The 15,675-nt window shown below is 57.3% G+C and carries 12 protein-coding genes and 1 tRNA gene; all 13 read right to left on the bottom strand.

Features of this window, described 5'->3' with window-relative positions:
* The coding region (locus tag UB48_RS27555; protein ID WP_007952081.1) for a GTP-binding protein at nucleotides 1–211 on the bottom strand (211 nt) is incomplete at its 3' end.
* A 30-nt stretch (nucleotides 212–241) separates the two neighbouring features.
* Complete coding sequence (fusA, locus tag UB48_RS26285; protein ID WP_045202252.1) at nucleotides 242–2,389, bottom strand: elongation factor G; 2,148 nt, start codon at nucleotides 2,387–2,389, stop codon at nucleotides 242–244.
* A gap of 30 nt (nucleotides 2,390–2,419) precedes the next feature.
* Complete coding sequence (gene rpsG / locus UB48_RS26280; RefSeq protein ID WP_008089143.1) at nucleotides 2,420–2,890, bottom strand: 30S ribosomal protein S7; 471 nt, start codon at nucleotides 2,888–2,890, stop codon at nucleotides 2,420–2,422.
* A gap of 120 nt (nucleotides 2,891–3,010) precedes the next feature.
* Nucleotides 3,011–3,382, bottom strand: coding sequence for a 30S ribosomal protein S12 (gene rpsL, locus UB48_RS26275; protein ID WP_003186084.1), 372 nt, complete (start codon nucleotides 3,380–3,382; stop codon nucleotides 3,011–3,013).
* Nucleotides 3,383–3,592: 210 nt separating this feature from the next.
* A complete protein-coding gene (gene rpoC / locus UB48_RS26270) occupies nucleotides 3,593–7,792 on the bottom strand; it encodes a DNA-directed RNA polymerase subunit beta' (RefSeq protein WP_045202248.1) in 4,200 nt (1,399 codons plus the stop codon).
* A gap of 64 nt (nucleotides 7,793–7,856) precedes the next feature.
* Nucleotides 7,857–11,930 (bottom strand): DNA-directed RNA polymerase subunit beta, encoded by a 4,074-nt coding sequence (gene rpoB / locus UB48_RS26265; RefSeq protein ID WP_045202245.1) that lies wholly within the window; start codon nucleotides 11,928–11,930, stop codon nucleotides 7,857–7,859.
* A 219-nt stretch (nucleotides 11,931–12,149) separates the two neighbouring features.
* Entirely contained in the window at nucleotides 12,150–12,515 is a 366-nt protein-coding gene (rplL, locus tag UB48_RS26260) for a 50S ribosomal protein L7/L12 (RefSeq protein WP_043861936.1), read from the bottom strand.
* 78 nt (nucleotides 12,516–12,593) lie between these two features.
* Nucleotides 12,594–13,094 (bottom strand): 50S ribosomal protein L10, encoded by a 501-nt coding sequence (gene rplJ / locus UB48_RS26255; protein WP_045190247.1) that lies wholly within the window; start codon nucleotides 13,092–13,094, stop codon nucleotides 12,594–12,596.
* A 199-nt stretch (nucleotides 13,095–13,293) separates the two neighbouring features.
* Nucleotides 13,294–13,989, bottom strand: coding sequence for a 50S ribosomal protein L1 (gene rplA / locus UB48_RS26250; protein ID WP_045202241.1), 696 nt, complete (start codon nucleotides 13,987–13,989; stop codon nucleotides 13,294–13,296).
* Nucleotides 13,989–14,420: a 50S ribosomal protein L11 gene (gene rplK, locus UB48_RS26245; protein ID WP_010220295.1), complete on the bottom strand. Its 432-nt coding sequence runs from the start codon at nucleotides 14,418–14,420 to the stop codon at nucleotides 13,989–13,991. Before rplK ends, rplA begins: the two co-directional genes overlap by 1 nt.
* Nucleotides 14,421–14,539: 119 nt before the next feature.
* The gene (gene nusG, locus UB48_RS26240; RefSeq protein WP_010220294.1) at nucleotides 14,540–15,073 is read right to left on the bottom strand and encodes a transcription termination/antitermination protein NusG; all 534 of its coding nucleotides are present in this window, start codon (nucleotides 15,071–15,073) and stop codon (nucleotides 14,540–14,542) included.
* Nucleotides 15,074–15,082: 9 nt separating this feature from the next.
* A complete protein-coding gene (secE, locus tag UB48_RS26235; protein ID WP_045202238.1) occupies nucleotides 15,083–15,451 on the bottom strand; it encodes a preprotein translocase subunit SecE in 369 nt (122 codons plus the stop codon).
* 45 nt (nucleotides 15,452–15,496) lie between these two features.
* Nucleotides 15,497–15,572: transfer RNA gene (locus UB48_RS26230), tRNA-Trp, on the bottom strand.
* Nucleotides 15,573–15,675: the final 103 nt, after the last annotated feature.

Here is a 15,675-nt window from a genome sequence, read left to right as displayed (position 1 = left end):
TGTACTCGACGTGTGCGGTGTTGATGGTGATACCGCGAGCTTTCTCTTCTGGAGCGCTGTCGATCTTGTCGAATTCGACGACGGCCGAACCGAAAACCTCGGAGCAGACGCGAGTCAGAGCTGCGGTCAGAGTGGTTTTACCGTGGTCAACGTGACCGATGGTGCCAACGTTGACGTGCGGAAGGGAACGATCAAATTTTTCTTTAGCCACGACAGTGAACCTCTTGCCTAAAGGGCTGGATTAGCCTTGTTTTTTAACGAGTGCTTCGACGATATTCGACGGAGCTTCGGCGTATTTGGAGAATTCCATGGAGTAGCTCGCGCGACCCTGAGACATGGAACGAACGTCGGTCGCATAACCGAACATTTCTCCGAGCGGAACTTCAGCACGGACAACCTTGCCGGACACCGAATCTTCCATACCCTGGATCAGACCACGACGACGGTTCAGGTCACCCATCACGTCACCCATGTAGTCCTCAGGGGTCACAACTTCTACCTTCATGATCGGCTCAAGCACTTTACCGCCGCCTTTGGCTGCGAGTTGCTTGGTCGCCATGGAGGCCGCCACCTTGAACGCCATCTCGTTGGAGTCGACGTCGTGGTAGGAACCATCAAACACGGTAGCCTTCAGGCCGATCAGCGGATAGCCGGCAACGATGCCGTTCTTCATCTGCTCTTCGATACCCTTCTGGATCGCCGGGATGTATTCCTTAGGAACCACACCACCTACAACCTCGTTGGTGAATTCCAGGCCTTCGGTGATGTTGCCTTGTGCGTCCACTGTTGGCTGCGAGAAGCGAATCCAGCAGTGACCGAACTGACCGCGACCACCGGACTGACGAACGAACTTACCTTCGATCTCGACGTTGTCCTTGGTGATCTGCTCGCGGTACGAAACCTGTGGCTTACCAATGTTGGCTTCGACGTTGAACTCGCGCTTCATGCGGTCAACGAGGATGTCCAGGTGAAGCTCACCCATACCGGAGATGATGGTCTGGCCGGTTTCTTCGTCGGTTTTGACGCGGAACGACGGGTCTTCCTGAGCCAGCTTGCCCAGTGCGATACCCATCTTTTCCTGGTCTTGCTTGGTCTTCGGCTCAACAGCTACCGAGATCACAGGCTCCGGGAAGTCCATACGCTCGAGGATGATCGGCTTGTCGGCGTTGCACAGGGTGTCACCGGTGGTGACGTCCTTCATGCCGATCAGAGCAGCGATGTCGCCTGCCAGTACTTCTTTGATTTCTTCACGCTGGTTGGCGTGCATCTGCACCATACGACCAACGCGCTCTTTCTTGCCCTTGACCGAGTTGATCACGGAGTCGCCGGACTGCAGCATACCCGAGTAAACGCGGACGAAGGTCAGAGTACCCACGAACGGGTCGGTGGCAATCTTGAACGCCAGAGCCGAGAACGGCTCGTTGTCGTCGGCATGACGCTCGTCGTAGTCGGCGTCAACCAGCTCTTCTTTCGGCTTCTCGATCAGATCAGGGTGGATACCCTTGATCGCCGGGATTTCGGTCGGAGCAGGCAGGAAGTCGATAACGGCGTCGAGAACCAGGGGAACGCCCTTGTTCTTGAACGACGAACCGCAGACAGCCGGGACGATCTCGCTGGCCAGGGTGCGCGCGCGCAGACCGGCTTTGATTTCTTCGACGGTCAGCTCACCTTCTTCAAGGTACTTGTTCATCAGCTCTTCGTTGGCTTCGGCAGCGGCTTCGACCATATTGGCGCGCCACTCTTCAGCCAGCTCCAGCATATCGGCAGGAATTTCTTCCTCGCGATAAGTGGTGCCTTTGTCGTCGTCGTTCCAGTAGATAGCCTTCATCTTGATCAGGTCGACCTGACCCTGGAAGTTATCTTCCGAACCGATGGCCAGCTGAACAGGAACCGGGGTGTGACCCAGACGGTTCTTGATCTGACCTACGACGCGCAGGAAGTTGGCACCGGCACGGTCCATCTTGTTCACGTAAACAACACGTGGAACGCCGTACTTGTTGGCTTGACGCCATACGGTTTCGGACTGTGGCTCAACGCCGGACGTGCCGCAGAACACAACGACCGCGCCGTCGAGTACGCGCAGCGAACGTTCTACTTCAATGGTGAAGTCAACGTGGCCGGGGGTATCGATGACGTTTACGCGGTAGTTGTCATACTGGCCACGGGAACCCTGCCAGAAGGTGGTAACAGCAGCGGAGGTAATGGTAATACCCCGCTCCTGCTCCTGCACCATCCAGTCGGTGGTCGCGGCGCCGTCATGCACCTCGCCCATCTTGTGGCTCAGGCCTGTGTAGAACAGGATCCGCTCGGTAGTGGTAGTTTTGCCCGCGTCAACGTGCGCGCAAATACCGATGTTACGGTAGCGGTTGATTGGTGTAGTACGAGCCATAGAGCCCTCGCAAAAATAGTGATGCCAGAATTAGAAGCGGTAGTGCGAGAACGCTTTGTTGGCTTCGGCCATACGGTGTACGTCTTCACGCTTCTTGACTGCAGCACCTTTGCCTTCAGCAGCATCCAGCAGCTCGCCAGCCAGGCGCAGAGCCATGGACTTCTCGCCACGCTTGCGGGCGTAGTCTACCAACCAGCGCATTGCCAGGGCGTTACGACGGGATGGACGAACTTCAACAGGAACCTGGTAAGTGGCACCGCCAACACGGCGCGACTTAACTTCGACCAGCGGAGCGATGGCGTCGAGAGCTTTCTCGAAGATTTCCAGGGGATCGCTGTTCTTGCGTTCTTTAACCTTGTCCAGTGCACCGTAAACGATACGCTCGGCAACGGCTTTTTTGCCGCTTTCCATTACGTGGTTCATGAACTTGGCGAGGATCTGGCTTCCGTATTTTGGATCGTCCAGAATCTCACGCTTGGCTGCTACACGACGTCTTGGCATTGATAAGCCCTCAAACGGTCTTCAGGTTAGCCCGGGACAGTGCCCCTTAAGGGTGCGTGCCCGACCTTACTCTTATCGACTCAATAAAATTGATAACTGCAAACTGCGACAAACGGCCGATTACTTCGGACGCTTGGTACCGTACTTCGAACGACCTTGGTTACGACCTTTGACGCCGGAGGTATCCAGGGAGCCGCGAACGGTGTGGTAACGAACACCTGGCAAGTCTTTTACACGACCGCCACGGATCAGTACGACGCTGTGCTCTTGCAGGTTGTGGCCTTCACCGCCGATGTACGAGGAAACCTCGAAACCGTTGGTCAGACGCACACGGCAAACTTTACGCAGTGCCGAGTTAGGTTTTTTCGGCGTGGTGGTGTACACACGGGTGCACACGCCACGACGTTGCGGGCAGTTCTGCAGCGCAGGAACGTCGGATTTCTCGACGATACGCTTACGCGGCTGACGTACCAGCTGGTTGATAGTTGCCATCTACTAGCTCCACTGTTGTCTTGCGACGCTATTGTCTTGCAAGAAAAGCAAAAATTGGCAGGACGGAGTCCCACCAAATTTAGGGGTACAAGAGTCTAAAGAGGATCTTGCCCCCAGTCAAGACAAGGCCCCGGCCCTCCCCTTCCAGTCATCGGCAACAAATTATGTCGCCGATGGCCAAAACAGGTTTGCCGGGGCCCTATCCTACTTTCAGTTACCGCTGGAATTCAGCGCTTCGGTCAGTGCGGCTTCCACCTCACTGGCACTTACGCGCAGCGGTTTGTCGGCATCACGGCGACGCTTGCGCTCGCTGTGGTAGGCCAGACCGGTACCGGCCGGGATCAGACGACCCACGACCACGTTTTCTTTCAGGCCGCGCAGGTAATCGCGCTTGCCGGTTACCGCCGCTTCGGTCAGTACGCGGGTGGTTTCCTGGAAGGAAGCCGCCGAGATGAACGATTCGGTGGACAGCGAGGCCTTGGTGATACCCAGCAGTACGCGCGAGAACTTGGAGATGAACTTGTCATCTGCGCCGAGACGCTCGTTCTCTACCAGCACCTGGGTCAGTTCCATCTGGTCGCCCTTGATGAAGCTGGAATCGCCGGACTCGGTGATCTCAACTTTACGCAGCATCTGACGCAGGATGGTCTCGATGTGCTTGTCGTTGATCTTCACGCCTTGCAGACGGTAAACGTCCTGAATCTCGTTGACGATGTACTTGGCCAGCGCGCTTACACCCAGCAGACGCAGGATGTCGTGCGGATCGCTTGGACCGTCGGAGATAACTTCGCCGCGGTTAACCTGTTCGCCTTCGAAGACGTTCAGGTGACGCCACTTCGGAATCAGCTCTTCGTACGGATCGCTGCCATCGTTCGGGGTGATGACCAGACGGCGCTTGCCCTTGGTCTCTTTACCGAAGGCGATGGTGCCGCTGACTTCAGCCAGAATCGAGGCTTCTTTCGGACGACGGGCTTCGAACAAGTCGGCAACCCGTGGCAGACCACCGGTGATGTCACGGGTCTTCGACGTTTCTTGCGGGATACGCGCGATAACGTCACCGACGCCGATCTGGGCACCGTCAGCCACACCAACCAGGGCGTTCGCCGGCAGGAAGTACTGAGCCGGTACGTCGGTACCTGGCAGCAGCAGATCCTTGCCATTGGCGTCGACCATCTTGATTGCAGGACGGATTTCCTTGCCTGCAGCCGGACGGTCTTTGACGTCCAGAACCTCAATGTTGGTCAAACCAGTCAATTCGTCAGTCTGACGCTTGATGGTGATGCCTTCTTCCATGCCCACGAAGGTCACGGTACCTTTCATTTCGGTAACGATCGGGTGGGTGTGCGGGTCCCACTTGGCGACGATTGCGCCAGCGTCGACCTTGTCGCCTTCCTTCACGGAAATGACCGCACCGTAAGGCAGCTTGTAACGCTCACGCTCACGACCGAATTCGTCGGCAATCGCCAACTCACCGGAACGCGATACGGCAACCAGGTTACCGTCGGCACGCTCAACCTGTTTCAGGTTGTGCAGGCGAACCATACCGCCGTTCTTCACCTGGACGCTGTCGGCAGCCGAGGTCCGGCTTGCAGCACCACCGATGTGGAACGTACGCATGGTCAGCTGGGTACCCGGCTCACCGATCGACTGGGCAGCGATAACGCCGACCGCTTCACCGATGTTCACCTGGTGACCGCGAGCCAGGTCGCGACCGTAGCACTTGGCGCAGATGCCGTAGCGGGTTTCGCAGCTGATCGGCGAACGCACGATCACTTCGTCGATGCTGTTCAGCTCGATGAATTCGACCCACTTCTCGTCGACCAGGGTACCGGCCGGAACGATAACGTCGTCGGTGCCTGGCTTGAACACGTCACGGGCGATAACACGACCCAGTACACGCTCACCCAGCGGCTCTACAACGTCGCCGCCTTCAATGTGCGGCGTCATCAGCAGGCCTTGCTCGGTGCCGCAGTCGATCTCGGTAACCACCAGATCCTGGGCAACGTCTACCAGACGACGAGTCAGGTAACCGGAGTTCGCGGTTTTCAACGCGGTATCCGCCAGACCCTTACGAGCACCGTGAGTCGAGATGAAGTACTGGAGTACGCTCAGACCTTCACGGAAGTTCGCGGTGATCGGCGTCTCGATGATCGAGCCGTCCGGCTTGGCCATCAGACCACGCATACCGGCCAGCTGACGAATCTGAGCTGCCGAACCCCGGGCACCGGAGTCAGCCATCATGTACATCGAGTTGAAGGACTCTTGCTCGACTTCGTCGCCGTTGCGGTCGATGACTTTCTCTTTCGAGAGGTTGGCCATCATCGCTTTGGAAACTTCGTCGTTCGCCTTGGACCACAAGTCGATGACTTTGTTGTACTTCTCGCCCTGGGTTACCAGGCCGGAGGCGTACTGGCTCTCGATCTCTTTCACTTCGTCGGTAGCGGTACCGATGATGCGGGCTTTTTCATCCGGGATAACGAAGTCGTTAACACCGATGGAAACGCCGGAGATGGTCGAGTAGGCAAAACCGGTGTACATCAGCTGGTCAGCGAAGATCACGGTCTCTTTCAGACCAACCACGCGGTAGCACTGGTTGATCAGCTTGGAGATCGCCTTTTTCTTCATTGGCTGGTTGACCACGTCGTACGACAGACCTGGCGGTACAACCTGGAACAGCAGCGCACGGCCGACAGTAGTGTCGACGATACGGGTGTTCTTGACGCTGCCGCCATCACGATCGTTGACGGTTTCGTTGATACGAACCTTGATCTTGGCGTGCAGGGCAGCTTCGCCGGCGCGGAATACGCGGTCGACTTCCTGCAGGTCGGCGAACACGCGACCTTCGCCCTTGGCGTTGATGGCTTCACGGGTCATGTAGTACAGACCCAGTACAACGTCCTGCGACGGAACGATGATTGGCTCACCGTTGGCTGGCGACAGAATGTTGTTGGTCGACATCATCAGCGCGCGCGCTTCGAGCTGGGCTTCCAGCGTCAGCGGCACGTGAACGGCCATTTGGTCACCGTCGAAGTCGGCGTTGTACGCAGCACAGACCAGCGGGTGCAGCTGGATAGCCTTACCTTCGATCAGTACCGGTTCAAAGGCCTGGATACCCAGACGGTGAAGGGTCGGCGCACGGTTGAGCAGTACGGGGTGTTCGCGAATCACTTCGGCGAGAACGTCCCAGACCTCTGGCAGCTCGCGCTCGACCATCTTCTTGGCGGCCTTGATGGTGGTCGCCAGACCACGCATTTCCAGCTTGCCGAAAATGAACGGCTTGAACAGCTCGAGAGCCATTTTCTTCGGCAGACCGCACTGGTGCAGACGCAGGGTCGGACCTACGGTAATTACCGAACGGCCGGAGTAGTCAACGCGCTTACCGAGCAAGTTCTGACGGAAACGACCTTGCTTACCCTTGATCATGTCGGCCAGGGATTTCAGAGGACGCTTGTTCGAGCCGGTGATGGCACGACCGCGACGGCCGTTATCCAGCAAGGCGTCGACCGCTTCCTGCAGCATGCGCTTTTCGTTGCGCACGATGATGTCCGGCGCGGACAGGTCGAGCAGGCGCTTCAGACGGTTGTTACGGTTGATCACCCGACGATACAGGTCGTTCAGGTCGGAAGTCGCGAAGCGACCGCCATCCAGCGGAACCAGTGGACGCAGGTCTGGCGGCAGAACCGGCAGAACGGTCAGGACCATCCACTCAGGCAGGTTGCCCGAGCCCTGGAAGGCTTCCATCAGTTTCAGACGCTTGGACAGCTTCTTGATCTTGGTTTCCGAGTTGGTCTGCGGAATCTCTTCGCGCAGGCGACCGATCTCGTGCTCCAGGTCGATAGCGTGCAGCAGCTCGCGGACAGCCTCGGCACCCATGCGGGCGTCGAAGTCGTCACCGAACTCTTCCAGCGCTTCGAAGTACTGCTCGTCGTTAAGCAGCTGGCCTTTTTCCAGGGTGGTCATGCCCGGGTCGATAACGACATAGCTCTCGAAGTAGAGAACGCGCTCGATATCACGCAGGGTCATGTCCATCAGCAGGCCGATACGGGACGGCAGCGATTTCAGGAACCAGATGTGGGCAACCGGCGAAGCCAGTTCGATGTGCGCCATGCGCTCACGACGAACCTTGGCCAGGGCGACTTCAACGCCGCACTTCTCGCAGATCACGCCGCGGTGTTTCAGGCGCTTGTACTTACCGCACAGGCACTCGTAGTCCTTGACTGGGCCAAAGATCTTGGCGCAGAACAGGCCGTCACGCTCAGGTTTGAACGTACGGTAGTTGATGGTTTCCGGCTTTTTAACTTCACCGAACGACCACGAACGGATCATCTCAGGCGAGGCCAATCCGATACGGATGGCGTCGAACTCTTCGACTTGACCCTGGTTTTTCAGCAAATTCAGTAGGTCTTTCAAGGCCTTTCCTCCTGGCGGAGCAGGGAGCGGGCTTTTCAGCCACGCTCCCGATTCGCGTCACGTGTTATTCGGTTTCCAGATCGATATCGATACCGAGCGAACGAATCTCTTTGATCAACACGTTGAAGGACTCGGGCATGCCCGGCTCCATACGGTGATCGCCGTCCACGATGTTTTTGTACATCTTGGTCCGACCGTTCACGTCGTCCGACTTCACTGTGAGCATTTCTTGCAGGGTGTATGCCGCGCCGTATGCTTCCAGCGCCCACACTTCCATCTCCCCGAAACGCTGACCACCGAACTGCGCCTTACCACCCAGCGGCTGCTGGGTAACCAGGCTGTAAGAACCAGTGGAACGCGCGTGCATCTTGTCGTCCACCAAGTGGTTCAGCTTGAGCATGTACATGTAACCAACGGTCACATGACGCTCGAACTTGTTGCCGGTACGACCGTCGAACAGCTGCATCTGACCGCTTTCTGGCATGTCTGCCAGTTTCAGCATGGCCTTGATCTCGCTTTCCTTGGCACCGTCGAAGACTGGAGTGGCCATTGGCACACCGCCTTTGAGGTTCTTCGCCAGGTCCAGGATTTCCTGGTCGGAGAAGGTCTCCAGTTGTTCCTGACGTCCACCGATCTCGTTGTAGATCTCGGTGAGGAACTTGCGCAGCTCGATGACCTTGCGCTGCTCTTCGAGCATGCGGTTGATCTTCTCGCCCAGACCTTTGGCCGCCAGGCCCAGGTGGGTTTCGAGGATCTGACCGACGTTCATACGCGATGGTACGCCCAACGGGTTGAGGACCACGTCGACCGGAGTACCGTTGGCGTCGTGCGGCATGTCTTCGACCGGCATGATCACCGAGACCACACCTTTGTTACCGTGACGGCCGGCCATCTTGTCGCCCGGCTGGATGCGGCGACGGATTGCCAGGTAGACCTTGACGATCTTCAGTACGCCCGGTGCCAGGTCATCGCCCTGCTGCAGCTTGCGCTTCTTGTCTTCGAACTTGTCGTCCAGCAGACGGCGACGATCAACGATGTAGGCCTGGGCCTTCTCGAGCTGCTCGTTCAGCGCGTCTTCGGCCATGCGCAGTTTGAACCACTGGCCGTGCTCCAGACCGTCCAGGACTTCGTTGGTGATCACAGTGCCTTTCTTCAGGCCTGCACCACCGTCGACAACCTGGCCGTTCAGGGCCGAACGCAGACGCTCGAAGGTTGCGCCTTCGACGATGCGGAACTCTTCGTTGAGGTCCTTGCGGATCTCGTCCAGCTGCATCTTCTCGATGGACAGCGCACGGCTGTCGCGCTCGACGCCATCACGGGTGAAGACCTGCACGTCGATGACAGTACCTTTGGTGCCGGTAGGCACGCGCAGGGAGGTGTCTTTAACGTCGCTGGCTTTCTCACCGAAGATTGCGCGCAGCAGTTTTTCTTCCGGAGTCAGCTGGGTTTCGCCTTTTGGCGTGACCTTGCCGACCAGGATGTCGCCAGCGCCAACTTCAGCACCAACATAAACGATACCGGCTTCGTCCAGCTTGTTCAGCGCAGCTTCACCGACGTTCGGGATGTCCGCGGTGATTTCCTCTGGGCCAAGCTTGGTGTCACGGGCCACACAGGTCAGTTCCTGGATGTGGATCGTGGTGAAGCGGTCTTCCTGAACAACACGCTCGGACAGGCAGATGGAGTCTTCGAAGTTGAAGCCGTTCCACGCCATGAACGCGATGCGCATGTTCTGACCCAGCGCCAGTTCACCCATGTCGGTGGACGGGCCGTCGGCCATGATGTCGCCACGCTGAACCGCGTCACCCTTGTTAACCAGCGGACGCTGGTTGATGCAGGTGTTCTGGTTCGAACGGGTGTATTTGGTCAGGTTGTAGATGTCGACACCGGCTTCACCGGTTTCAACTTCGTCATCGGCAACGCGAACAACGATACGGCTGGCATCGACGGAGTCGATCACGCCGCCACGACGGGCCACGACGCAAACGCCGGAGTCACGGGCAACGTTGCGCTCCATGCCGGTACCGACCAGCGGCTTGTCGGCGCGCAGGGTTGGTACAGCCTGACGCTGCATGTTCGAACCCATCAACGCACGGTTGGCGTCGTCGTGCTCGAGGAACGGAATCAGCGACGCTGCAACCGAAACTACCTGCTTCGGCGAAACGTCCATCAGGGTGACGTCTTCCGGCGCCTTGACGGTGAATTCGTTCAGGTGACGAACAGCTACCAGCTCATCGATCAGGTGCTTCTTCTCGTTCATCGTGGCCGAAGCCTGGGCGATGACGTGATCAGCTTCTTCGATCGCCGACAGGAACACGATGTCGTCGGTAACCACGCCCTCTTTCACCACGCGGTACGGGCTTTCCAGGAAGCCGTACTGGTTGGTGCGAGCGTATGCCGCCAGGGAGTTGATCAGACCGATGTTCGGACCTTCAGGGGTCTCGATCGGGCACACGCGGCCGTAGTGGGTCGGGTGTACGTCACGGACTTCGAAGCCTGCGCGCTCACGGGTCAGACCACCAGGGCCGAGTGCAGAGACACGACGCTTGTGGGTGATCTCGGACAGCGGGTTGTTCTGGTCCATGAACTGCGAGAGCTGGCTGGAGCCGAAGAACTCTTTCACCGCCGCCGCTACCGGCTTGGCGTTGATCAGGTCCTGAGGCATCAGGCCTTCGCTTTCTGCCATCGACAGACGCTCTTTGACCGCGCGCTCTACACGCACCAGGCCAACGCGGAACTGGTTCTCGGCCATCTCGCCGACACAGCGGACGCGACGGTTACCGAGGTGGTCGATGTCGTCGACGATGCCTTTGCCGTTACGGATGTCGACCAGGGTCTTGAGGACCTCGACGATATCTTCCTTGCTCAGCACGCCCGAACCTTCGATCTCGGTGCGACCGATACGACGGTTGAACTTCATGCGGCCTACGGCCGACAGGTCGTAACGCTCGGCGCTGAAGAACAGGTTGTTGAACAGGGTCTCGGCGGCATCCTTGGTTGGCGGCTCGCCAGGACGCATCATGCGATAGATCTCGACCAGCGCTTCCAGTTGGTTGCTGGTGGAGTCGATCTTCAGGGTATCCGAGATGAACGGACCGCAGTCGATGTCGTTGGTGTACAGGGTCTCGATGCGCACAACCTGGGCCTTGGCGATTTTCACCAGGACGTCGGTGCTCAGCTCGGTGTTGCACTCAGCCAGGATCTCGCCGGTAGCCGGGTGCACGATCGCCTTGGCGGTAGTGCGGCCCAGGACGTATTCCAGCGGCACGTCCAGCTGCTTGACGCCAGCTTTTTCCAGCTGGTTGATGTGGCGAGCAGTGATACGACGACCTTGCTCGACAATGACCTTGCCGGTTTCGTCATGGATGTCCATGACCGCAACTTCACCACGCAGGCGCTGAGGCACCAGCTCCAGGCTGAGCTTCTCGCCCGACACGTGGAAAACGTTGGTGGTGTAGAAAGCGTCCAGCACTTCTTCAGTGCTGTAGCCCAGCGCGCGCAGCAGAACCGACGCAGGCAGTTTGCGACGACGGTCGATACGGACGAATACACAGTCTTTCGGATCGAATTCGAAGTCCAGCCACGAGCCGCGGTAAGGAATGATCCGCGCCGAGTACAGCAGTTTGCCAGAGCTGTGCGTCTTGCCGCGGTCGTGATCGAAGAATACGCCCGGCGAACGGTGCAGCTGGGAAACGATAACACGCTCGGTACCGTTGATTACGAAGGTACCGTTTTCAGTCATCAGGGGGATTTCACCCATGTAGACTTCTTGCTCTTTGATGTCCTTGATCGCTTTGTTCGACGATTCTTTGTCGAAAATGATCAGGCGGACTTTTACCCGCAGCGGCACCGCGTAGGTCACGCCACGCAGTACGCATTCTTTGACATCAAAAGCCGGTTCGCCCAGACGATAGCCAACGTACTCCAGGGCAGCATTGCCGGAGTAGCTGATGATCGGGAAAACCGATTTGAAGGCCGCATGCAGGCCCACGTCGCGGAACTGATCTTTGGTCGCTCCCGCTTGCAAGAATTCACGATACGAATCCAGCTGGATGGCCAGGAGGTAAGGCACATCCATGACGTCCGGCAACTTGCTAAAGTCCTTGCGGATACGTTTTTTCTCAGTGTATGAGTAAGCCATCAGCGTTCCCCAGCTTGGTCACCTGCTTGTTTGGCTTCTCCCGACGGGAGCAGCCAGAAAATCGTGCAAACCCCTTGGTTTGCGCCACCATCATTGGTGGTTGCAGCTCGTTATCAGCGCCGACCTGGTCAGCCGCCAATAACGGAAAAAGGCCGGTGGCAAGAGCCACCAGCCATCAGCCTTTCGCTTGTCGCTCGGGCTGGAGACGCACAGTCGAAATTATTTCAGTTCGACGGTAGCGCCTGCTGCTTCCAGGTCAGCTTTAGCTTTGTCAGCAGCTTCTTTCGAAACGCCTTCAGCAACAACCTGAGGAGCGGTATCAACCTTTTCCTTGGCTTCTTTCAGGCCCAGGCCGGTCAGTTCGCGAACAGCCTTGATCACGTTTACTTTCTTGTCGCCAGCGGCAACCAGAACAACGTTGAACTCGGTTTGTTCTTCAACAACGGCAGCGGCAGCAGCTGGGCCAGCAGCGGCAACAGCAGCGGTAACGCCGAAGGTTTCTTCCATTGCTTTGATCAGCTCAACAACTTCCAGAACGGTTTTCTGGCCGATTGCTTCGATGATTTGCTCGTTAGTCAGAGACATGACTTAAATCCTGTATTGGGGTGACAGCCTACGCAGCCATCAAATTAAACGTATGATTTCGAAAGTGCTTTCTGCGCCTTAGGCTGCAGCAGCTTCTTTCTGGTCGCGAACGGCTGCCAGAGTACGAGCCAGCTTGCTGGTAGCGCCTTGGATCACGCTCATCAGCTTTGCAATAGCTTCGTCGCGGGTCGGCAGCGAAGCCAACACGTCGATCTGGTTTGCGGCAAGGAACTTGCCGTCGAACGCAGCTGCCTTGATCTCGAACTTGCTCTGACCCTTGGCGAATTCTGCGAACAGACGGGCAGCAGCGCCCGGGTGTTCGTTGGAGAACGCGATCAGGGTAGGGCCGGTGAAGGCGTCGTTGAGGACACTGAATTCAGTGTCAGCAACAGCGCGCTTGAGCAGGGTGTTACGTACAACACGTACGTAAACGCCAGCTTCACGAGCCTCTTTACGGAGTCCGGTCATTGCGCCTACAGTCACGCCACGGGCATCAGCCACGACAGCAGACAGAGCGACTTTGGCAGCCTCGTTGACTTCAGCGACGATGGCCTTCTTGTCTTCGAGTTTAATTGCCACGGGTAAAACTCCTGCTTGTTACCGTTTCATCCAGCCGGGGCCGGATGTCGTTTTGGTGTCTGATTCGGTAAGGAACCAGGGGCACCATCTGCGTAGGCTTGTGGTTTAAGACTTGCGTCGCCTACGGTCTTGGATAGCCCCCGCCAGGCAGGGACCCCAATTTTTCAACCTGGTGCGATCACTCGCACCGGGTTTTGTCTTACGCGTTCAGCGAGCTCTGGTCGATGACCAGACCTGGGCCCATGGTGGTGCTCAGGGTAACGCGCTTGACGTAGATACCTTTCGAGGAAGCTGGCTTGATACGCTTCAGATCAGCGATCAGGGCTTCAACGTTTTCCTTCAGCTTGCCAGCTTCAAAGCCGATTTTGCCAACGGAGGTGTGGATGATGCCGTTTTTGTCGGTGCGATAACGAACCTGACCAGCCTTGGCGTTTTTAACCGCGGTGGCTACGTCTGGAGTTACGGTACCGACTTTCGGGTTAGGCATCAGGCCGCGAGGACCCAGAACCTGACCCAGCTGACCTACAACACGCATTGCGTCCGGGGAAGCAATAACGACGTCATAGTTCAGGTCGCCGCCTTTCATTTCGGCAGCCAGATCGTCCATACCAACGCGGTCAGCGCCGGCAGCCAGAGCGGCCTCGGCAGCAGGACCCTGGGTGAAGACAGCTACACGTACGGTCTTGCCAGTGCCGTGTGGCAGCACGGTAGCGCTACGTACGACCTGGTCGGATTTACGTGGGTCAACACCGAGGTTGACAGCAACGTCGAAGGATTCGCTGAACTTCACGGTGGACAGTTCGGCCAGCAGCACTGCTGCTTCTTCGAAGTTGTAGACTTTGCCTGCTTCGATTTTCGAAGCAATGGCCTTTTGGCGCTTGGTCAGCTTAGCCATTACACACCCTCCACGTTGAGGCCCATGCTGCGAGCGGAACCGGCGATGGTACGCACGGCCGCATCCATGTCAGCAGCGGTCAGATCAGCATTTTTGGTTTTTGCGATCTCTTCCAGCTGAGCACGGGTCACAGTACCGACTTTAACGGTGTTCGGACGTGCAGAACCGCTGGTCAGGCCAGCTGCTTTCTTCAGCAGAACCGAAGCAGGGGTGCTTTTGGTTTCGAAGGTGAAGCTGCGGTCACTGTAAACAGTGATGATCACAGGAGTCGGCAGGCCGGCTTCTTGACCCTGGGTACGGGCGTTGAAGGCCTTGCAGAATTCCATGATGTTCACACCGTGTTGACCCAGTGCTGGACCAACGGGTGGGCTTGGGTTGGCCTGGCCGGCCTTTACTTGCAGCTTGATGTAAGCCTGAATCTTCTTAGCCATGAGCTACTCCAATATCGGGTACGAACGCCAGATGGCTCCCCGGATGACTTGCGTTTTATCCCAGTGACGACAAAACCCCGCAGCACATAGGGCTGCGGGGTATGGGATGCTTTGTTCGGCTAGACCTTCTCGACCTGGCTGAACTCGAGCTCTACCGGGGTAGAGCGACCGAAAATAAGCACGGCCACTTGGATCCGGCTCTTCTCGTAGTTAACTTCTTCAACGGTACCGTTGAAATCAGCAAACGGACCATCGATAACACGGACCACTTCGCCCGGCTCGAACAGAGTCTTCGGCTTCGGCTTGTCGCTGCCATCGGCAACGCGACGCAGAATGGCCTCGGCTTCCTTGTCGGTGATCGGTGCAGGCTTGTCTGCAGTACCACCGATGAAGCCCATGACGCGAGGGGTGTCCTTGACCAAGTGCCAAGTCCCTTCGTTCATGTCCATTTGGACCAGCACATAACCTGGGAAGAACTTACGCTCGCTTTTGCGCTTCTGGCCATTGCGCATCTCAACCACTTCTTCAGTGGGGACCAGAATTTCGCCGAAGCCATCTTCCATGCCAGCCAGCTTTACGCGCTCGATCAGCGAGCGCATGACATGCTTCTCGTAACCCGAGTAAGCATGCACAACGTACCAACGCTTAGCCACGGGACACCCTTAGCCAACAATCAAGGAAATCAACCAACCCAGCAGGGAGTCGAGACCCCACAGCAGCAACGCCATCACCAGGACAACCGCCACTACGATGAGCGTGGTCTGCGTGGTTTCTTGGCGGGTTGGCCATACGACTTTACGAATCTCGGTGCGAGCTTCCTTTGCCAGCGCAAAGAACGACTTGCCTTTGGCGGTCTGCAGGGCAACAAAGCCAGCTACAGCAGCAAGGGCAAGCAGTGCAAGTACGCGGTACAGAATCGGCGAAGCAGAGTAATACTGGTTACCCACAACACCAACGACTACCAAAGCGACAACAGCCAGCCACTTGAGCAGATCAAAACGAGAGTCTTGGGCTTCAGCCTTGGGAGTCATCTAGGAAGATCCTGTGAAAAGAAAGCCAGACACACGAGGTGAATCTGGCAGGTCAGGAGGGAATCGAACCCCCAACCTACGGTTTTGGAGACCGTCGCTCTGCCAATTGAGCTACTGACCTAAAAGCTTATCAGGCCGACCATTATGCCGGCCTGATCGAGAGAAATCAACTACTTATTCGATAATCTTCGCTACTACGCCAGCGCCGACGGTACGACCGCCTT

Source organism: Pseudomonas sp. 2(2015) (assembly GCF_000955865.1).
In the GTDB taxonomy this organism is placed as follows: Bacteria; Pseudomonadota; Gammaproteobacteria; order Pseudomonadales; family Pseudomonadaceae; genus Aquipseudomonas.
The sequence above is the reverse complement of the archived record's forward strand: the minus strand, read 5'-3'. Positions and strand labels throughout refer to the sequence as shown.

What these genes read in the sequence shown, in the direction of transcription:
- fusA (WP_045202252.1), bottom strand. Translation starts at nt 2,389, where the DNA reads ATGGCTCGTACTACACCAATCAACCGCTACCGTAACATCGGTATTTGC.
- rpsG (WP_008089143.1), bottom strand. Translation starts at nt 2,890, where the DNA reads ATGCCAAGACGTCGTGTAGCAGCCAAGCGTGAGATTCTGGACGATCCA.
- rpsL (WP_003186084.1), bottom strand. Translation starts at nt 3,382, where the DNA reads ATGGCAACTATCAACCAGCTGGTACGTCAGCCGCGTAAGCGTATCGTC.
- rpoB (WP_045202245.1), bottom strand. Translation starts at nt 11,930, where the DNA reads ATGGCTTACTCATACACTGAGAAAAAACGTATCCGCAAGGACTTTAGC.
- rplL (WP_043861936.1), bottom strand. Translation starts at nt 12,515, where the DNA reads ATGTCTCTGACTAACGAGCAAATCATCGAAGCAATCGGCCAGAAAACC.
- rplA (WP_045202241.1), bottom strand. Translation starts at nt 13,989, where the DNA reads ATGGCTAAGCTGACCAAGCGCCAAAAGGCCATTGCTTCGAAAATCGAA.
- rplK (WP_010220295.1), bottom strand. Translation starts at nt 14,420, where the DNA reads ATGGCTAAGAAGATTCAGGCTTACATCAAGCTGCAAGTAAAGGCCGGC.
- secE (WP_045202238.1), bottom strand. Translation starts at nt 15,451, where the DNA reads ATGACTCCCAAGGCTGAAGCCCAAGACTCTCGTTTTGATCTGCTCAAG.